Here is a 20,058-nt window from a genome sequence, read left to right as displayed (position 1 = left end):
GTTACATGAGGAAGATGGGGTTAAGGCCTCGGCATATTAGTACCGGTCAGCTCAACGGCTCACACCGCTTACACCTCCGGCCTATCAATCCTGTCATCTTCAGGATGCCTTACCTGGTTTCCCAGTGGGGGATCTCATCTCGGGGCCGGTTTCCCGCTTAGATGCCTTCAGCGGTTATCCGATCCGAACATGGCTACCCGGCTTATGCGGCTGGCGCCACAACCGGTACACCAGCGGTTCGTCCACTCCGGTCCTCTCGTACTAGGAGCAGATCGCCTCAAATCCCCTACGCCCGTGGTGGATAGGGACCGAACTGTCTCACGACGTTCTAAACCCAGCTCACGTACCGCTTTAATGGGCGAACAGACCAACCCTTGGGACCTTCTCCAGCCCCAGGATGCGACGAGCCGACATCGAGGTGCCAAACCTCCCCGTCGATGGGAACTCTCGGGGGAGATCAGCCTGTTATCCCCGGGGTAGCTTTTATCCGATGAGCGATGGCCCTTCCACTCGGTACCACCGGATCACTAGGACCGACTTTCGTCTCTGCTCGAACTGTCGCTCTCACAGTTAAGCCACCTTATACCCTTGCGCTCAACTCGCGATTTCCATTCGCGATGAGGTGACCTTCGCGCGCCTCCGTTACTCTTTAGGAGGCGACCGCCCCAGTCAAACTGCCCACCTGACAGTGTCCCGCTTAGCGGTTCAGCTCTAGCGGTTAGAATCCCGGCAACCTAAGGGTGGTATCCCAACGACGGCTCCATCACACCTGGCGGCATGACTTCAAAGCCTCCCACCTATCCTGTACAGAGATTGCCAAAATCCAATATCAGGCTACAGTAAAGCTCCACGGGGTCTTTCCGTCCCACCACGGGTAACTGGCGTCTTTACCAGTACCACAATTTCGCCGGGTCCCTCGTCGAGACAGCGCTCAGATCGTTACACCATTCGTGCAGGTCGGAACTTACCCGACAAGGAATTTCGCTACCTTAGGACCGTTATAGTTACGGCCGCCGTTTACTGGGGCTTCGGTTCAAAGCTTCGCCTTGCGGCTAACCTCTCCCCTTAACCTTCCAGCACCGGGCAGGTGTCAGACCCTATACCTCGGCTTACGCCTTCAGCAGAGTCCTGTGTTTTAATTAAACAGTCGCCTGAGCCTGGTTTCTGCGACCCCAGTCAGCTCCGTCAGCTTATAACTTCACCAACCAGGGCACCCCTTCTCCCGAAGTTACGGGGTCAACTTGCAGAGTTCCTTAACGAGGGTTCTCCCGTTCACCTTTGCCTTCTCAGCTTGCCCACCTGTGTCGGTTTGCAGTACGGGCACCAAGAGCACTCCCTAGAGGCTTTTCTCGGCAGCATGGCTTCAATGCCTTCCCGCGTATAAACGCAGTCCCCATCAGATCTCAGAGTTACGACAGAACGGATTTGCCTATCCTGTCCCCCTACCTCCTTAGACCGGGACTTCCATCACCCGGCGCACCTAGCCTCCTGCGTCACCCCATCGGTAATAACGCGCCCTCAGTGGGGCCGGATTGTCTACCGGCTGTCCATCGCCTACGCCTTTCGGCCTCGGCTTAGGTCCCGCCTAACCCTGGGCGGACTGACCTTCCCCAGGAATCCTTGGGCTTCCGGCGGGCAGGGTTTACACCTGCCTAACGCTACTCATGCCGTCATTCTCACTTCCGTACAGTCCACCGCGCTTCACAGAACGACTTCACCCCGTACAGAACGCTCCCCTACCCATGTACAGCCTTGCTGCACATGCATCGGCTTCGGTGCCGCGCTTAGCCCCCCACATTTTCGGCGCAGGGGCGCTCGACCAGTGAGCTGTTACGCACTCTTTCAAGGATGGCTGCTTCTAAGCCAACCTCCTGGCTGTCTCAGCTCCCCCACATCCTTGTAACACTTAGCGCGGGCTTCGGGACCTTAGCCGGATGTCTGGGCTCTTTCCCTCTCGACCACGGATCTTCTCACCCGTAGTCTCACTCCCAACTACATGTAACGGTATTCGGAGTTTGGTTGAGCTCGGTAGACCCATCGGCCCCCTCACCCATCCAGTAGCTCTACCCCCGTTACACCTTTCGTCGAGGCTGCACCTCAATGCATTTCGGGGAGAACCAGCTATCACCGTACTCGATTAGCTTTTCACTCCTATCCACACCTCATCCAAGCCTTTTTCAACAGGCCCTGGTTCGGTCCTCCATCCGGTGTTACCCGGACTTCAACCTGGACATGGATAGATCGTACGGCTTCGGGTCTATGGCATGCGACTTACGCCCTATTCAGACTCGGTTTCCCTGCGGCTCCAGTCCTCTAAAGACCTTAACCTCGCCACACACCATAACTCGACGGCTCATTTTCCAAGAGGCACACCGTCACCACTAACGTGGCTCCGATTGCTTGTAAGCACGCGGTTTCAGGTCTATTTCACTCCCCGCCAGGGGTGCTTTTCACCTTTCCCTCTCGGTACTGCTCCACTATCGGTCGCCAGATGTATTTAGCCTTAGACCGTGGTCGGCCCTGATTCAGACGGAATTCCACGTGCTCCGCCCTACTCGGGATCGCGTCTAGCCAGAGTACACCCTTTCGCGTACGGGGCTATCACCCTCTGCGGCCCGCTTTCCCAACACGGTTCCGCTAAAGTGTACCTTTCTCACTGACCGGGCAAGATGCGGCTCGCCCCCAACACGTCCCACTACCCACAGTACGCAACGCCCGCACGCTTACACGCACCGTGTTTAGGCTGCTCCCCTTTCGCTCACCACTACTCAGGGAATCTCTTCGATTTCTCCTACCTTCGGCTACTGAGATGTTTCACTTCGCCGAGTGCCCGCCTCTCTCAGAGGCGCCGGGACTGCTCCCGGCAGGTTGCCCCATTCGGATACCCACGGATCAATGGCCGCTTGCGCCTCCCCGTGGCTTTTCGCAGCTTGCCGCGTCCTTCCTCGGCATCTGGCGCCTAGGCATCCCCCGCGTGCCCTTACTACCTTAACCCCATCTTCCTCATATAACCCCAAAAAGGGCCTTTGTCATTGTCCTAAAACCACGACGGACAGGGAGACGTGAGAACGAACCACATAACATATTCTCCTTAGAAAGGAGGTGATCCAGCCGCACCTTCCGGTACGGCTACCTTGTTACGACTTCACCCCCCTCACCAAGCATACCTTAGGCGCCTCCTCCCCTCGCGGGTTAGGCCGGCGACTTCGGGTACACCCAACTCGGGTGGTGTGACGGGCGGTGTGTACAAGGCCCGGGAACGTATTCACCGCGGCTTGGCTGATCCGCGATTACTAGCGATTCCGGCTTCATGCAGTCGAGTTGCAGACTGCAATCCGAACTGGGACCGGCTTTCTGGGATCCGCTCCACCTCGCAGCTTCGCTTCCCTCTGTGCCGGCCATTGTAGCACGTGTGTCGCCCTGGGCATAAAGGCCATGATGACTTGACGTCGTCCCCACCTTCCTCCGCCTTGTCGACGGCAGTCTCGCCAGAGTCCTCGGCTCTCCCGTTAGTAACTGGCAATAGGGGTTGCGCTCGTTGCGGGACTTAACCCAACATCTCACGACACGAGCTGACGACAGCCATGCAGCACCTGTGTACGCTCCTCGAGTCTCCCCAAGGTCGTTCGACTTTCATCTCCCTACCACGTACATGTCAAACCCAGGTAAGGTCCTTCGGTTTGCATCGAATTAAACCACGTGCTCCACCGCTTGTGCGGGCCCCCGTCAATTCCTTTGAGTTTCAGCCTTGCGGCCGTACTCCCCAGGCGGGATGCTTATCGCGTTAACTCCGGCACGGAAGCCATACGACCCCCACACCTAGCATCCATCGTTTACAGCTGGGACTACCGGGGTATCTAATCCCGTTCGCTCCCCCAGCTTTCGCGCTTGAGCGTCAGTCGCGGTCCAGGAAGCCGCCTTCGCCACTGGTGTTCCTCCCGATATCTACGCATTTCACCGCTACACCGGGAATTCCACTTCCCTCTCCCGCACTCCAGCCAAACAGTATCGACCGCAATCCGCAGGTTGAGCCCGCATCTTTCACAGCCGACTTATCCAGCCGCCTACGCGCTCTTTACGCCCAGTAATTCCGGACAACGCTCGCCCCCTACGTATTACCGCGGCTGCTGGCACGTAGTTTGCCGGGGCTTCCTCGTAAGGTACCGTCACTTCCTTCTTCCCTTACAACAGAGGTTTACATCCCGAAGGACTTCTTCCCTCACGCGGCGTCGCTGGGTCAGGCTTCCGCCCATTGCCCAATATTCCCCACTGCTGCCTCCCGTAGGAGTCTGGACCGTATCTCAGTTCCAGTGTGGCCGTACACCCTCTCAGGCCGGCTACCCGTCATCGCCTTGGTAGGCCATTACCCCACCAACTAGCTGATAGGCCGCGAGCCCACCCCGCACCGGATCTCTCCTTTAACGCTCTCGCGCCTATGGGGTATTAGCTGCCGTTTCCAACAGTTGTCCCCCTGTGCAGGCCAGGTTCTCACGTGTTACTCACCCGTCCGCCACTAACCAATAGGATCCAGCGAACTTTCACCCATCGGCCCGTTCGACTTGCATGTGTTAAGCACGCCGCCAGCGTTCGTCCTGAGCCAGGATCAAACTCTCCTAGCAATTCTTCTATCAAGAGCCCGTTCTCTACCCGAGACACTACGCCTCAGGCCCGTCTCCCTTATCCACCTGTCATGGTTCCCCCGCCAAGCTCACCACCGCCGACCCTACCAGGCCGCCATCAGGCTCGCCCCCGCGGGACAAGGCGTAGTGTAATACGCCCCGGGCGTTACGTCAACACCCGGGGCGATGAATACTTTTTAGGACACTAGGGCTAGTGCAAAAGCATCACACCGAGGTGTCCTCCGCCACCTCCTGGAGGGCCTTGAGGGCCTCCTCCGCCCCCTCCCCCTCCGCCTCGATCCTTATGGTCTCCCCAGGCTCTATGCCCAAGGACATGATCCCAAGGATGCTCTTGGCGTCCACGGTCCTGTCCTTCTTGGTCACCTTCACAGCACAGGGAAACGACGAGGCCTTCTGTACGAACAGGGCAGCGGGACGGGCGTGAAGCCCATGAGGGTTCTTCACCACAACTTCGATGCTCGGCATTGATCAGGACTCCTTTCGCTTTAGTGAGCGGCTGGCCACGATGTCAACTCCAGTTCCGCATACATCAGCAATTATAACCTGTCCTATCTCAACCGGTGCAACAAGCTTCACCCGGGCAAGCTCCCGGGCCACATCAAAGACCTTGTCGAGCGGTATGGGCCTCCTGCTCCTCACCGGACACACTGGGAGAGCCCCGCCCTCCACCCTCACCGTGGAGGTGAAGACCCTCACGGGATTCCTCACCTCCGCCACCGCATAGGTCTCCCCCCGGGGACACTGGTTCCCCTCCACCTTCACGACCTCCGCCCCCTCAAGGGTGACGGACAAGGTGCAGCCCACGGGACAGGAAACGCATATCATCTTCCGGACCTCCACGTCAGCGCACCTCCTCCACAGAAACCTCTACGGTCGTGACGTCCAAAGGCAGCTCCCTAAGGGCCTTGGCCCGCAGCACCACCTCGTTCATCTCCCCGGGCCTGGCGTACCTCAAGTTGGTGGCCCCCACGTGGGGCTTCGTGACTATCCGGCAGCGCCGCTCCACCGGCTCACTCACCCTAAGAAACACCGTGGAGTCCTCCTGATCCCCTACCACCTGGGGGGATAGCAGCCTAACACCCTTGCCCGGCACCACCTGGAACGCCCTCTCGGGGGCCCCAAGACGGCCCAGGGCGTACCGGGCGGCGTTCTCCCCGGCCCTCACACCCTCGGCGCTCACCCAGTCCACCAGGTCGTAAACCACCACCACGTTGCCCGCGGCGAACACGTTTGGCTTGGAGGTCTGAAGGAACTGGTTAACCCTGGGACCCCCGGTCATGGGGTGTATCTCCACCCCCGCCATGCGGGACAGCTCGTTCTCCGGTATGAGCCCCACCGCCAAAAGCAGCGTGTCGCACTCTATGGTCCGCTCGGTGCCAGGTATGGGACGCTTACACTGGTCCACCTGGGCCACCGTAACCGCCTCAAGCCGGTCCTTGCCGTGCACCTTCGTGACCGTATGGTCCAGGTAGAAGGGAACCCCGTAATCGTCCAAGCACTGGGCTATGTTCCGCCTAAGCCCCCCGGGCCAGGACATGAGCTCGAAGACCCCCTCCACCTTAGCCCCCTCAAGGATCATCCGGCGCACCATTATCAGCCCTATGTCACCAGATCCCAGCACCACCACGCGCTTGCCCGGCATGTAGCCCTCCATGTTCACAAAACGCTGGGCGGTGCCGGCGGTGTAGATCCCCGCGGGCCTGGAGCCGGGTATCCCAAGGGCCCCAAGGGGACGCTCCCGGCATCCCATGGCCAAAACCGTGGCCTTAGGAGTCACGTGCTCTATCCCCCGCTCCGGGTTCATGGTCCAGAAGGACCCGTCCTCCTCCATGTGGAACACCATGGTGTTGGTCACGAACTGAACCCCCGCCCGATGGGCCCTCTCAAGATACCGATGCACGTACTCAGGACCGGTTAGCTCCTCCTTAAACGTGTGAAGCCCAAAGCCCGGGTGAATGCACTGCTGAAGAATACCACCAAGGTCCCAATCCCTCTCGAAGACCACCACCCGCTCGGCCCCCGCTTCCCTGGCCCCCACACCGGCGGCTATCCCCGCAGGGCCGGCGCCTATTATGGCCACGTCTATGTCCTTGAGCATGGTTTAAGCCCCCTCCCTCTCAAGCCAAGGGGCCTTCGTAGGACCGGTCAAAAGCCTCGAGTGCCCCCCGTGCCGCGTGACCTCCTCAGGGCTTATGCCCAGCTCCCGGGCTAATATCTCCACAACCCTAGGCCCGCAGAACCCCCCCTGACAGCGGCCCGCCCCGGCCCTGGTCCATATCTTCACCGCCGCCACGGTCCTGGCCCCACGCCTTATGGCCTCCACCACCTGGGCCTCCGTGACGGTCTCGCAGCGGCATACTATCTGGCCGTAGCGAGGATCCCCCGCCGCAAGCCTTATCCGCTCCTCCATGGGCAGCTCCGAAAACCGGGGTATGTGGCGGCGCACCGGCACGAAAGACGGGTCCTCCTCAAAGGTCAAGATGTCCCCGTAGCAGTCCTTCAGCATCTCCACCACCCTCACCGCGATGGCGGGAGCGCTGGTGAGCCCCGGGGACTTTATACCCGCCACGTTGAAGAAGCCCCGCATGGACTCCACAGGCCCTATGTGGAAATCCCCGCTGTCAGAGTTGGCCCTAAGCCCCGCAAAGGTGGTTATGCTCATGTTGCGCGGAATGGAGGGGATGAGCTTCAGGGCCCCCTCAAAGACCTCCATAAGGCCCTCACCGGTGGTGGAGGTGTCCTCCTTAGAAGCCTGCGGAACCGAGTTGGGACCTATAAGCAGGTTCCCGTCCACTGTCCTGGCCACCGTTATGCCCTTTCCCTTCTTGGAGGGACAGGGGAAGAAGAAACTCCTCACCAGGTTCCCCACGGACTTGTCGAAGATGAAGTACTCCCCCCTCACAGGGGTTATGGTGAAGCTGTCATCCCCCGCCATGCGGGACAGCTCGTCGCTGTACACCCCCGCGGCGTTCACCACCACCGGGGCCATGAAATCCCCCCCGCTGGAGGACACACCCATAACGGACCGGCCGGAAGGGTCCTTTATGAGCCCCGTCACCTGGGTGCCGAGGAAAAGCTCCACCCCGTTGGCCTGGGCGTTGTCCATGAAGGCCAACACCGCCTCGAAGTTGTTAACCATCGCGGCGGAGGAACACCAAAGGGCCGCCACTATGCCCTTCGACGCGTTGGGCTCCCTCTCCCTGAGCTGGTCACCGGTTATTATCTCCAACCCCACAACCCCGTTGGTGCGGCCCTGCTCGAGGAGCATCTCCAGGTGACCTATCTCATCACCGTTGAAGGCGCACACGTAGGACCCGCAAGGGTCCAGCTGAAAGTCCAGCTCCTCGTGAAGCTGGTGGTACAGCCGGTTCCCCTTGGCACAAAAGGACGCCTTCACCGTGCCGGGCTTGTCGTCGAAACCGCCGTGCACCATGGAGCTGTTGGCCCGGCTGGCCCCGGAGGGGATATCATGAGCCTTCTCCAAGACCGCCACCCGAAGCTTGTATCGGGACAGCTCCCTGGCAATGGAGGCCCCAACTATCCCGGCTCCAACCACCACTACATCGTACCTCCTGCATTGACTCATCGCTTCACCCCCGCCCCTCCCCCCAAAAAAAAGGAGAGAGGGAATGCACATGCTTGCCGTGCTTCCCTCTCTCAGCTCTGTCCGCACGAAACTAGGCCTTTATTCCGCCTATTCCCAACATTTAATCGTAACCCCAATTAGGGGCTTCCGCAACTTAGTTCCTCAGATAACTTCTTATTCGATCCAGCTCTGGGCCTTCGACACCGCCTTCTTCCAGCCCTTGTAGGCGTGCTCCCGCCTCTCCTCGGACATGATGGGGTCGAACCGCCGGTCCTCCGCCCAGTGCTCCTTGAGCTCATCGGTGGACTTCCAGAAGCCCACCGCAAGCCCCGCCGCATAGGCAGCCCCAAGGGCGGTGGTCTCGTTCACCTGGGGACGGACCACCTTGGCCCCAAGTATGTCCGCCTGCATCTGCATGAGCAGGTCGTTCTTAACCGCCCCACCGTCCACCTTCAGCTCCGCCAGGGACACCCCGGAGTCCTTGTTCATGGCCTCCACCACGTCACGGGTCTGGTAGCATATGCTCTCAAGGGTGGCCCTTATTATGTGCTCCTTGCGGATGTACCTGGTGAGACCCACTATGGCCCCCCGGGCGCTCATGTCCCAATAAGGGGCGTAGAGCCCGGAGAAGGCGGGCACGAAGTAAATACCGCCGGAATCCTCCACCTTCCGGGCGAAGTACTCACTGTCCGGCGCCTCGTCGAAGAGACGCAGGTTGTCCCTCAGCCACTGAACCGCCGCTCCGGTTATGGCTATGGAGCCCTCCAGGGCGTAAACGCACTTGCCCTCCTCCAGGCTGTAGCCCGCGGTTGTGAGAAGCCCGTTCTTAGATGGCGATGGGGTCTCCCCTATGTTCATCAGCATGAAGCAGCCGGTTCCGTAGGTGTTCTTTGTATCCCCCTTGCCGAAACAAGCCTGGCCGAAGAGCGCCGCCTGCTGGTCCCCCAGGTCCCCCGCCACCGGTATCTCCGCCCCAAAGGGACCGTCCTTCTTGGTACAGCCATAGACGAAGCTGGAGGGCTTTATGGCGGGCATCATGGCAAGGGGAACGTCCAGGAACGACGCCATCTCCTCGCTCCACTTGAGGGTCTTTATGTCCATGAGGAGCGTCCTTGAGGCGTTGGACACGTCGGTGACGTGCACCCCCCCGTCGGGCCCGCCGGTGAGGTTCCATATGAGCCAGGTGTCGATGTTCCCAAAGAGGATCTCCCCCTTGGCGGCCTTCTCACGGGCACCGGGCACGTGATCCAGTATCCACTTTATCTTGGTGCCCGAGAAGTAGGGGCTTATGAGAAGACCGGTTATGTCCTTCACCTTGCCCTCCCCATTGGCCGCCTGCTCCCATCCGGGGGTCTTCTGCCACTCGGAGCAGAACTCCTGGGTCCTCATGCACTGCCAGACTATGGCGTTGTATATGGGCTTGCCCGTGGCCTTCTCCCACACCACGGTGGTCTCCCGCTGGTTGGTTATCCCTATGGAGGCTATCTCCTCGGGGTTTATCCCACCCTTGTCGAGGGCCCCGCGTATCACGTCCTTGGTCCTGGACCATATCTCCAAGGGGTCGTGCTCCACCCAGCCGGGCTTGGGGTATATCTGAGCATGCTCCATCTGATGGGAACACACCGGAAGCCCCTTGTCATCGAAAACCATGCACCTGGTGCTGGTAGTACCCTGATCGATGGCCACCACGTACTTCTTGGACAACCTCATCTCCCCCTTTGCTAGGCTCTTTTTCCTCGTCCCTCGCCAGTGCTTACCTGCGCTCCTTCTCAAGGTCCCTCGCTTCCCGGACCGTGCGCTCCACCTCCGCCAGAGAGGACCCCACGCTGGCTTGAACCGCCCCCATCATGGCCCCCTCCAGCACAGGACCATCCGCTATTACCACCCGGGAGGCCTCATCCCCCAACATCCCTATAGCCGCCCGGGCGGATAGGACCGCACTCCCCAGGTCCGGGACCACCACCACCCCGTCACAGCGCCCCAATAGGTCCAGAAGGGCCTCGTATATGGCGGGAACACAGGTCCCAAGCCCCCCGTCGTCGTTCCCCCCTACCCCGAGTACCGGCACCGCCCCCTGACTCATGGCGGAGGCTATCTCCGCTATCCCCTCCGCCGCCTTGGAGCTGTGGGACACCACCAGGATGCCTATCATGAGCTCACCCCCAGGACCGCATCCCTAAGACAGGTCAACAATAGGTACGACGATGTGGCCCCCGGGTCCTGATGCCCCACGGACCGCTCCCCAAGGTAGCTAGCCCGGCCCTTCTTGGCCAGCATTGGCACCGTGGCAAGCATCCCTTCCTCCGCCGCCTTCACCGCCGCCTCCAGGGCCTCCGCCTCACCAGCTCGCCCCTTCATGGCCTCGAGGGCGGGCTGCAGCGCGTCCACCATGGTCTTGTCGCCAGGCTGCGCCTTCCCCAGGGCCAATACGCCGTTTAGCCCCTCCAGCGCTGCCTCCCTCAAGTCCTCAACAGACGCCTCAGTCTTCCCCGCCAGCTTCATGGAGATCTTCATGAAAAACGTCCCGTACAGAGGCCCCGATGCGCCACCCACGCTGCCCATGAGCACCATGGCCACGTCCTTGAAAAGCCCGCCCAGATCCCCGTAGGAACCGGAGGAGACCTTCTCGTGGGCCTTGCCGAAGCCCCGGCTCATGTTTATGCCGTGATCCGCATCCCCTATGGCGGAGTCCAGCTGGGTCAGGTAGTCCTTGTGGGAGTCCATGGCCTCCTTGGCCCGGGCTATGAAATCCCGGGCCCCTTCAACGGTAAGCGGCATGACTACCTTCCCCACCTTAAGGCCGGGGTGTGCACCGGATAGTCCCAAAGGGCCTTCAGCTGGCTGTCTAGCTTCAGCAGGGTTATGGAGAAGCCCTGCATCTCAAGGCTTGTTATGTAGTTCCCCACCAGGCTTCGGGAAATCTCTATGCCCCTCTCATCCAAAAAGTCCTTGAGGTCCTTGTACGCTATGAACAGCTCCATCAGAGGGGTACCGCCCATGCCGTTCACGAAGGCCAACACCTGATCACCGCTCTGGAAGGGAAGGTCCGACACTATGGCCTCCCCCATGGTACGGACCATCTCCCGCACCTGGGTCATGGGGCGCCTCTCCCTTCCGGGCTCCCCGTGAATCCCTATGCCAAGCTCGAACTGGTCCTCCGGCAGGTCAAACGTGGGCTTCCCCGCGGCGGGAACGGTGCAGCTGGTAAGAGCTACCCCCATGCTGCGCACGTTGGCGTTAACCTTGGCACACACGTCCCGCACTTCCTCCAGGCTGCCGCCAAGCTCCGCCATGGCGCCGGCGATCTTCTCCGCCAGCACGGTACCCCCCACCCCGCGGCGCCCCGCGGTGTAAAGGCTGTCCTTCACCGCCACGTCGTCGTCTATGACCACGCTCTCCACCTTGATGCCCTCGGAAACCAGCATGTCCTGGGCCATCTGGAAGTTCATGACGTCCCCGGTGTAGTTCTTGACGATGAAGAGAACCCCCTTGCCGCCGTGCACCGTCTTGGCGGCCTCATACATCTGATCCGGGGTAGGGGACGTAAACACCTCGCCGGGGCAGGCCGCGTCCAACATCCCATAGCCCACGTAACCCCCGTGGAGCGGCTCGTGACCGCTGCCACCTCCGGATATCAAAACCACCTTGGGCCGCGGGGCATCCGCCCTGAGCACCGCCTTAACCGTTGGATGGATCCTAACGAGATCCCCAAAGGCGGCCCCAAGGCCCGCCAAGGACTCGGTTACCACCTGGTCAACCTGGTTGATGAGCTTCTTCAAAGGCATCACTCCCCCTCGAATGCAAATCTTCACGGACAAACCTCAGCAATCCCATGCAAAGGGGACAACGGGTTTAAGGGACCTAGCACGCAACCCCGTCTACACGACCCCCAGCGCCTTGGCGATGAAGAACGCAACCGCTCCACCCGCAAGGGGAGCCGCCACTGGGACCCAGGAGTAACCCCAGTCGGAATCCCCCTTGCCAGGTATGGGCAGTATGGCATGGGCGATGCGTGGGCCCAGGTCACGGGCGGGGTTGATGGCGTATCCGGTGGGGCCTCCAAGGGAAGCGCCTATGCCGTAGACCAGCATGGCCACCAGATAGGGGCCGAAGCCCGGGGCCACGCCGCCCACGTTCTTGGAGAAGACGAACATTATGGGAAGTATCAGGAAAAGCGTTGCGATGAACTCGGTAAGGAAGTTGGCGGGGATGTTCCTAACCGCAGGCCCGGTGGAGAAGATGCCGAGCTTGGCCCCCTTGTCCTCGGTTATCTCCCAGTGGGGGAGATAAACTAGGTACACCACCACGGCGCCGCAGAAAGCCCCTGCAAGCTGGGCAATCATCAGGGTAAAAGCGGTTGGGAAACTGTAGACCCCCGCAAGGGTCTTGAAAAGGGTGACCGCCGGGTTAAGATCCGCCTGAGGCGACCCCGTGGCTATGGCGGTGAACACCCCAAAGAGCACCCCCATAGCCCAGCCCAGGTTTATCGATACCCATCCAGCCCCCTGCCCCTTGGACCTGTTGAGAAGGACGTTGGCCACACACCCGCAACCAAAAGCGAGAAGAACCATGGTACCCAAGAACTCTCCTACGACCGGTCCCTGCATATCCTATACCCCCTCTTTCTTCACCACCAACCCGGACATCTCCACGCCCGGCCCAATTCACCCTACGGACACCACCAAAGACACGGCCTGCCCTAAAATCACCCCCCTCCTCCTGACCTTGCAAAAAAGAGAGCAGCTGCAACCATCTCAACTGGCCACGCCGCTCTCTAGTTCTCTGGAGCCACATATTCACTTGCACGATACGACTGACCGCCCCAAAGGGAGGTACCCCATGGACCTAGGGATCAGCCCATAAGACCTACCATAGAGACCTCTCGCTGGAGGACACCCCAAGAACCCCCCTGGAAAGGATGACCTGCACCTGGCTAGGGCTGTCCACAAGACCCCCCGCTATTATGGGACAGCCAAGATCGGAGAGCCTCGTCCTCTCCATCCCCACCACCGCAACCCCCGGGAGCACCTCAAGGAAGTCCGGCTTCACAGAGCTAACCATGCTCCTTCCCTTCCGAAGGGCGTCGGAATCCAAAAGAAACACCCGCAGAACCGTCATGAGCCCCATGCCCTTGGCGATCTCTATAACCCCCTTGTGGGTGCTTATGATCCCCCAGGGGCGGGCGTTGTCCACCAAATATCTAATGCCGGACTGATCGGACTTAAGCCCCTCCACCAAATCCATGTGAACGAAGGGCATATGCCCCCGGGAGGTCAACGAGGATACGGATCTAACCACATCTTGTATTGAAAACCCCAAAAGGAACACGCAACGAGGATCCTGGAAGGACAAGACCTCCCTCAAGCCTTCTTCGGAGCGCACCGAACATATCACCGGCCTCGATGCAAGGCGCTCTTTAAATATACGGACCTTGTCCAACGGAAGCACCTCCACGGTCTACCGGGAAAAGCTGAGGTTAACTGCGGTCAACTACAACTATATACCATAAACATAATATCCTAAAAAACTGCATTTATGTTAGCCTATTCAGCATGGTCGTGCAACCCCAAGGATCGCGCGAAAGCCCTACAAAAAAAGGACCATGGAATCAATCGGACGGGGCAGCCAGCACCGGACAAGACGGATGAGAAAGGGGCCCCGGCAAAAGACCCAGGGCCCCTCGGGATGGCTATACGGGGCTCAGCTCCTTGAGGACCATGTCGCCGAACCGGTAGAACCGGAAGTTGCGCCACGCCTCCTGGCAGTCGCTGTACCCCCAGGCGGCGTAAATCATCTCCTTGAGGGTAAGGCCGAACAGCCCCCGCATCTGGCTCCAAAGGCCTGGCGGGGCGTACAGGAGCAACCTGACCGGCGCAATGTCGCTGTACCCGTCCGCCACGCCGTTCCAATAGTGGATCAGGTACCCCTTCCGGGACCTCATCACGCTGGGGTTGGAGTCCTCCAGGTCCAGCTGCCTCACCCGGTCCTTGGGGAACCCCAGCGCCTCCACCTCCTGCAGGAAGTCCTCCGGGAAGGAGGGCACTATGAAGCGCCAAAGCTTAAGGTCAAACCCCTCGAAGGCCTCCCGGCAGTCCCTGAACCAAAGCCCTATACGAGAAAGGGACGCCATGTCGCCGCACATCATCGCCGCCCCGGTCCCGCAAAAGGCCCAAAGGAGCCTGCGCCTCTCAGAATCGGTATTGGACAGCGGAGACCTGCTCCGACTAAGGCAGTCCCTCAGGAACGCCATAGCCCTTTCCGCGTCATAGGGCGGAGGGATCTGACCCTGCAGCTCCGACAGCAGAAGGTTCACGCTCTGGGGCTCTAGCTTAACGATCTGACCGCCGCAGAACAGCTCCTTGGGGGAGTCGCATGAAAGACCCACCGGGGTCCAGCTTCCGTCCCGGATGCTTAAAAGGCGCCAGCAGTCAAAAGCCCCGTCCTCGATAACCCCCGCCAGAACGTGGTTCCTGGGGAGATACGCCAAAACCCTGACGTCCCACGATGAAGGCAGGAACGCTTCCCCTTCCACGTCCGGAAGGGGCGCAAGGGACCCAAAAGACATCAGCTCGAAACGTCTCATCCCGCATCCCCCCCTCCGTTTCATGAGTTTACCGCTTTATACCGCACCGAACAAGTGGATAACCTTTCTAAATAACCGCGTAACCAACCCTGAAATGCCAAGGACCGAGATGCTGAAACCAAGACCGGGGGACCGCAAGGCCCCAGGCAGAACGGGATCTGAAAAACCGTTGCCCACGGCCTTGTACAAGGCTCCCTCAGCGTTCAACCACGCCTATGCATATTTCTTGCGATATAAAATATAATAGGTCCAATGAATGCAGCACAATCCAACTCCAAGTGGGGCTCTCAAATCGGGGAGGGGATTTCGGATGGATCGGCGATACAAGGACATCCTGGACCAGCTCATCAACGGGGTTTACACCACAGACCTTAACCGGGTCATCACCTACTGGAACAGGGCGGCGGAGAAGATAACCGGCTACTCCGCCGACGAGGTTGTGGGCAAACGCTGCGCGGACAACATCTTGGTCCACGTGGACGGGGAGGGGAACAACCTTTGCCTTGGCATGTGTCCCCTGGCATTATCCATGGGGGACGGCAGCGCCAGGGAGACGCTGGTGTACCTTAAACACAAGGACGGGCACCGGGTGCCGGTTCAGGTGAGGGCCACTCCCCTTAGGGACGAGGAGGGGAAAATCGTAGGAGGGGTTGAGATATTCGAGGACGCCTCGAACCTGGTGTCCCAGGAGGAAAAGGTGTCCATACTGGAACGCCTTGCGTACCTTGACGAGCTAACCAGGGTGGGGAACCGGCGCTTCATCTATGACACCCTGGAGGACCACCTGAGGGACCTCAAGGAGATCGGATGGCCCTTCGGGGTGGTGATGATGGACATAGATCACTTCAAGAAGGTGAACGACACGTACGGCCACCAGGCGGGGGACGATGTGCTAAGGAACGTGGCCAACACCATACTCTCCTCGCTCAGGAGCTTCGACTCCCTGGGACGCTACGGGGGGGAGGAGTTCCTGGTGATCCTCCGAAACGTGGACCCGCAGGAACTCCTGCGGATCGCCGAGAAGCTCCGGGTCCTCGTGGAGGCCACATGGACCGATGCAGGCCGGGAGATCATAACCGTCACCATCTCAGGTGGCGCCACCATGGCGGATCCCAACGACACGCCGGAGAGCCTGATCAAACGGGCGGACGATCTGCTCTATCGAAGCAAACAGGGGGGGCGCAACCGGATAACCCCTGGCTGATGCTGATCATGGCTCTAGCCGCATGAACTGATGGGCCCCAAGGTCCGCCCAAAGCAGCTTCCCCTGGAGAGAGCCCCCAAGACCAGTTAGGACCTTAAGGGCTTCACACACCTCAAGGGCCGCCGCAAAGGCCGGGGTGAAGGGGGGATTCCCAAGCCGAACCTCTTCACCCCGGTCCGGCATGGCCTCTATGAAGGCCCCAAGTCCCCCTTCCCCCGTCACAACCCCCACCTGGGCATAGAACCCACCTATGGCCCCGTGAACCATGGGGACAAGGTTCCGCGAACAGGCATCCCTAAGGATCCGGCGGGAGGAACCATTATCAAGGCAGTCCACCACCACCTGGCAGCCCGCCACCAGGGAATCCGCGTTATCCTCCCGGACGTAACCGCAGAAAGCCCGAACGTCCACCGCCCGGTTCACCGCCGCCACCCTCTCCGCCGCCACCTGTGCCTTAGGGCGTCCCAGGTCCTCCTCACGGCACAGGAGCTGCCTGTTCAGGTTGTTATCGGAGAACACATCCCCGTCCGCCAAGATCAAGCTCCCAACCCCAGCCCGGGCCAGCATCTCCGCCACGTATCCCCCAAGGCCGCCGCAACCCACCACCAGGGCCTTGGACCTAAGAAGCCGGAGCTGCCCTTGGACCCCCAAGGTCCCCAGGTTACGGCGGTACCGCTCAGGACATCCCCCGGCCTCCAGGATAGCCTCCTCCGCCTCCCGCCGGGTAACCCCCCGGGCCTCGGCCATCTCCTCCACCTCTCGGAGGCTGTAAAAACGGACCTCTCCCTCCACGCTCAACCCTCCTTGACATCCCAGGCACGGAAGGCCAAAATCCCTTCCTATGGGACAGGGAATCAAAACCCTTTATAGACTGGATTATAAAGCAAAGGAGACGGCATGAACTTCAAGACCGCTAGACCCACCTGCGCGGTCCTCATGAGCGGCGGGGTGGACAGCTCCGTGGCGGCCCTAAGGCTATTGGAAATGGGGCACCGACCCATAGGCATAACCCTACTGATGGCCCCATGGAACGCCGAGGACTCCCCATCTGTCATCAGGGCAAGGGAAACCGCCAAAAGGCTCAACATGGAACACCTGGTTCTGGACCTGCGGGACCTCTTCGAGAAGGAGGTGCTGCGTCCCTTTCGGGAGCAGTACGCCAATGGCAGGACCCCCAATCCCTGTTCGGACTGCAACCGGGGGGTGAAGCTAGGAGGGGTCGCGGAAATTCTGGACCGCACCCAAGGGCTCGCGGGGATCTGGATCGCCACGGGGCACTACGCAAGGATAGTGCGGGAGGACCCCCAGGGCTTCGCAAGGCTCATGACTGGTAGGGACCGAAGGCGGGACCAGAGCTACTTCCTGGCGGACGTTCCAAGGATGGTGCTTGAGAGGCTCATATTCCCCCTGGGGGACATGGAGTCCAAGGAGGCGGTGCGCAAGGCCGCCGAGGAGGCGGGGCTCCCCGCCGCCCGGGAGGTTGACAGCATGGACGTGTGCTTCGCCCAAAGCGGACGTTACGAAGACGTCCTTGGGGAAGAGGCCTTTAGGGAGGGACCAATAGTTGACTGCCAGGGGAACGAGATTGGGCGCCACAGGGGAGTGGGGCTCTTCACGGTGGGACAGAGAAAGGGGCTTGGGCTATCATCCCCAACCCCCCTGTACGTCAAGGCCCTAAGACCGCCGGTGGTAGTGGTGGCTCCCCGGGAGGAGCTTTTAGCCCGAAGGGTATCGGCCCGGGGCTGCAACGTGCTCACCCGGACCCCCGTAACCCAAGGGATGCCCTTTCTCGGCAAGACCCGCTCACAGGGGGAAGCCACGCCCTGTGAGGTGCTGGAGTTCCAAGGGGACCGAATAAGCGTCCTATTCCACCAGCCGGTCTTCGCCCCGTGTCCGGGGCAGAGGCTGGTGCTGTATCACGAGGACGGGACGGTGGCACGTGGGGGGGATCATAGCCGGCTGATCCGCCAGGGCCTCCGCCGGTCCCTCCTCTTCGACCACCCCATGGATCTTGAAACGCCCCATCTCCTCCATGAGACGGCCTGCCAAATCCTTAAAGCTGTCCGCCTTGCGGTGGGAAGCGGAGGCAAACCGGGACACCCCATCCACCACATCCCCCAGATCACGAACATCCTCCATTACCCCTCGGAGGACCCGGGACACCTCCGATGCGGTATCACTGCCCTTACGGCTCAGCTCCTCCTGCCGACAGGCGGATACCCTCACCCGCTTTGACATCTCCATAGCGGCGGAGAACCCCTTGGCGGCATCTCCCACGGCGTCCATGGCCCCCTCCGCCATGGACGCCGCGGAGGATAGGGAAACGGAAGACTCCTCCGTAGAATCCAAGGTGCTTCGCATCCCCTCCATTATGGACTCGCTGAACCGCTGGGTCATAGAGGAGAGTTCCCGGCTCTCCTCCGCCAGCTTCCGCACTTCCATGGCCACCACGGAGAACCCTCGCCCAGCCTCCCCGGCACGGGCGGCCTCTATGGCGGCGTTGAAGGCCAAAAGCTCCGTTCGATCCGCCACGTCCACTATGCGGGATATCATGTCCCCCATGCGCTCCACCACCTTCGACATCTCCGACAGGCGGTTAGCCATCTCCCGGTTGGCCTCTAAGGCATGGGAAGCCCCCTCGGCACATTTCCTCATGGATTCAACCGCCCCTTCGAGGCTCTCCCTGGCGGCCCCCATGGCGGCTTCGCAGGAGGACGCATCCTCCATCAAACCCTTTGAGGCACCCAAAAGCTCCTCCGACAGATCCTCCACCTGGGAGATCATGCTCACCCCTCGCTCACAGGCGGATGCCGCCTCGGCGGCTCGTCTCCTAGCTCCTTCCGCGGAGGACAGGCACTCCGAGGAGGCGTCCGCCAGGCCTACGGCCTCCCGGGATATCTCCCCGGCGAACCGAGCCACATCTCCTATGGTGGAACACAAAGACCTCCTCATGCAACCCAGGGATGATGCCATATGCCCCACCTCGTCCCTGATCATGGCCACCCAGTCGCTGGACGGATCGTATCGCAGGTCCAACTTGGAGAACCTCTCCACCGCCTCCAGTGCCACCAACATGGGGCGGGTTATTCGATGAGACACCATGGCCACCCCCAGGGCTATCAACACCAGGGCCAACCCGGCGCTCACCACGGCACCCAATGTCATGTCCCTGGCCTTTGACATCACCTGTTCCTTCGGGAGCCCCGCAACTATGGTCCATTTGATATCCTCGGAGATCCACACCGGGGCAGCCACGAAAAGCCATTCCCCAGCTCCTGAAGGGGCACCTCCAAACCACCACTTGGGACCCGATATACCCCCTATAAGATCTGACAAACCCTTTGGATAGGCCCCCTTGGGGGCATCCTTGACGCTCTTGCCCAATAGATCCTCCCTTCCCGCCGCGAGCACCCCGCCGGAGGATATTATCAAGGTCCACTTGGAAACCAGCATTCCACGGGACATCACCGCCTCACCTAGACCCTTGGCGTCCACGTCCATCCCGGCGACTCCAACCACCCTACCCCCCCTTAACACCGGCACCGATATGGCGCAAACAAACCTCTCGTCGTTTCCCATCCCGGTGTAGCTGTAGAAGTAAGGGTCCGAGACCTTGGCTCTTCCGCTGCGGAATACGTCCCAGTACCAGTTCTCCTCCCCTTGATCCTCCAGCATGGCCTCGTTGAGGTCATATCCCCTTTGGATCTTCCCGTCGGGGTCTTTGAAGAAGGTGGCCATAAAATGCTCCTTGGCTCCTCCCTCCGGCTCCAACACCACCCAACAGGAGGCTGCCAGGGGATTGGAGGCAAGGGTATGCTCCAGGATCCCGAGAACCCCCTTCTCCCCGGCGGCACCGGACCACTGGGCGGATACTCCTCCGATGGCAGCCCCCATGGACTGCGCGGAGGACACAAGCTCCCTCATGTAAGCCCCCGCCTCGGAGGCACCGCCAACCGCCTCGGAGGTGACCCCCCTTATGCCATCCTCCATGGCCATGGAGCGGGCCCGGAAGCCCAGATAGCCGGAAAGGGCGAGCATCACCACC

14 protein-coding genes, 2 rRNA genes and 1 pseudogene are annotated in these 20,058 nt (G+C 60.6%); 2 read left to right on the top strand and 15 right to left on the bottom strand.

The annotated features are described in order from the left end of the window. Window positions 1-16: 16 nt before the first annotated feature. The 13 genes from THEVEDRAFT_RS01120 to THEVEDRAFT_RS01060 all read right to left on the bottom strand — a co-directional run bounded on the left by THEVEDRAFT_RS01120 (window position 17) and on the right by THEVEDRAFT_RS01060 (window position 14,809). A 23S ribosomal RNA gene (locus tag THEVEDRAFT_RS01120) occupies window positions 17-2,994 on the bottom strand. Between the two features lie 101 nt (window positions 2,995-3,095). Beyond that, a 16S ribosomal RNA gene (locus THEVEDRAFT_RS01115) occupies window positions 3,096-4,619 on the bottom strand. The 16S and 23S rRNA genes sit together here, the layout of an rRNA operon. A 225-nt stretch (window positions 4,620-4,844) precedes the next feature. Further along, entirely contained in the window at window positions 4,845-5,105 is a 261-nt protein-coding gene (locus THEVEDRAFT_RS01110) for an HPr family phosphocarrier protein (protein ID WP_006582895.1), read from the bottom strand. Between the two features lie 3 nt (window positions 5,106-5,108). Beyond that, window positions 5,109-5,480 carry a DUF1667 domain-containing protein gene (locus tag THEVEDRAFT_RS01105; protein WP_040825088.1) on the bottom strand — a complete coding sequence of 124 codons (372 nt, stop codon included), beginning with the start codon at window positions 5,478-5,480 and terminating at the stop codon, window positions 5,109-5,111. Window position 5,481: 1 nt separating this feature from the next. Then, entirely contained in the window at window positions 5,482-6,738 is a 1,257-nt protein-coding gene (locus THEVEDRAFT_RS01100) for an NAD(P)/FAD-dependent oxidoreductase (RefSeq protein WP_006582893.1), read from the bottom strand. A gap of 3 nt (window positions 6,739-6,741) precedes the next feature. Next, window positions 6,742-8,226 carry an NAD(P)/FAD-dependent oxidoreductase gene (locus THEVEDRAFT_RS01095; RefSeq protein ID WP_040825087.1) on the bottom strand — a complete coding sequence of 495 codons (1,485 nt, stop codon included), beginning with the start codon at window positions 8,224-8,226 and terminating at the stop codon, window positions 6,742-6,744. Between the two features lie 174 nt (window positions 8,227-8,400). Continuing rightward, window positions 8,401-9,930: a glycerol kinase GlpK gene (gene glpK / locus THEVEDRAFT_RS01090; protein ID WP_006582891.1), complete on the bottom strand. Its 1,530-nt coding sequence runs from the start codon at window positions 9,928-9,930 to the stop codon at window positions 8,401-8,403. A gap of 49 nt (window positions 9,931-9,979) precedes the next feature. Further along, window positions 9,980-10,378, bottom strand: coding sequence for a dihydroxyacetone kinase phosphoryl donor subunit DhaM (gene dhaM / locus THEVEDRAFT_RS01085; protein WP_006582890.1), 399 nt, complete (start codon window positions 10,376-10,378; stop codon window positions 9,980-9,982). Beyond that, window positions 10,375-11,019, bottom strand: coding sequence for a dihydroxyacetone kinase subunit DhaL (gene dhaL, locus THEVEDRAFT_RS01080; protein WP_245522684.1), 645 nt, complete (start codon window positions 11,017-11,019; stop codon window positions 10,375-10,377). Before dhaL ends, dhaM begins: the two co-directional genes overlap by 4 nt. Beyond that, on the bottom strand, window positions 11,007-12,011 hold the full coding sequence (gene dhaK / locus THEVEDRAFT_RS01075; RefSeq protein WP_006582888.1) for a dihydroxyacetone kinase subunit DhaK: 1,005 nt from the start codon (window positions 12,009-12,011) through the stop codon (window positions 11,007-11,009). The genes dhaL and dhaK overlap by 13 nt, the downstream gene beginning before the upstream one ends. A gap of 93 nt (window positions 12,012-12,104) precedes the next feature. Next, the gene (locus tag THEVEDRAFT_RS01070) at window positions 12,105-12,833 is read right to left on the bottom strand and encodes an MIP/aquaporin family protein (RefSeq protein WP_006582887.1); all 729 of its coding nucleotides are present in this window, start codon (window positions 12,831-12,833) and stop codon (window positions 12,105-12,107) included. 259 nt (window positions 12,834-13,092) lie between these two features. Next, on the bottom strand, window positions 13,093-13,674 hold the full coding sequence (locus THEVEDRAFT_RS01065) for a glycerol-3-phosphate responsive antiterminator (RefSeq protein WP_245522683.1): 582 nt from the start codon (window positions 13,672-13,674) through the stop codon (window positions 13,093-13,095). 241 nt (window positions 13,675-13,915) lie between these two features. Further along, window positions 13,916-14,809 (bottom strand): hypothetical protein, encoded by an 894-nt coding sequence (locus THEVEDRAFT_RS01060; RefSeq protein WP_006582885.1) that lies wholly within the window; start codon window positions 14,807-14,809, stop codon window positions 13,916-13,918. 310 nt (window positions 14,810-15,119) lie between these two features. Here THEVEDRAFT_RS01060 and THEVEDRAFT_RS01055 point away from each other — a divergent pair, with 310 nt between their 5' ends. Further along, window positions 15,120-16,013, top strand: a complete 894-nt coding sequence (locus THEVEDRAFT_RS01055) for a sensor domain-containing diguanylate cyclase (protein ID WP_006582884.1) — start codon at window positions 15,120-15,122, stop codon at window positions 16,011-16,013. Window positions 16,014-16,019: 6 nt separating this feature from the next. Here the strand turns inward: THEVEDRAFT_RS01055 and THEVEDRAFT_RS01050 are convergent, their stop codons facing one another. Continuing rightward, complete coding sequence (locus tag THEVEDRAFT_RS01050; RefSeq protein ID WP_006582883.1) at window positions 16,020-16,805, bottom strand: HesA/MoeB/ThiF family protein; 786 nt, start codon at window positions 16,803-16,805, stop codon at window positions 16,020-16,022. A 105-nt stretch (window positions 16,806-16,910) separates the two neighbouring features. On the opposite strand from THEVEDRAFT_RS01050, the gene mnmA reads away from it, so the two are divergent. Next, window positions 16,911-18,248 carry a tRNA 2-thiouridine(34) synthase MnmA gene (gene mnmA, locus THEVEDRAFT_RS09705; protein ID WP_083830680.1) on the top strand — a complete coding sequence of 446 codons (1,338 nt, stop codon included), beginning with the start codon at window positions 16,911-16,913 and terminating at the stop codon, window positions 18,246-18,248. Between the two features lie 3 nt (window positions 18,249-18,251). Here the strand turns inward: mnmA and THEVEDRAFT_RS10290 are convergent. After that, window positions 18,252-19,907 (bottom strand): annotated as a pseudogene (locus tag THEVEDRAFT_RS10290) (methyl-accepting chemotaxis protein); the annotation flags it as partial. Window positions 19,908-20,058 lie beyond the last annotated feature (151 nt).

It is taken from the genome of Thermanaerovibrio velox DSM 12556, assembly GCF_000237825.1.
GTDB classification, from domain to species: Bacteria; Synergistota; Synergistia; order Synergistales; family Synergistaceae; genus Thermanaerovibrio; species Thermanaerovibrio velox.
Note: the sequence above shows the minus strand (reverse complement) of the source record. Positions and strands in the feature narration are given on the sequence as shown.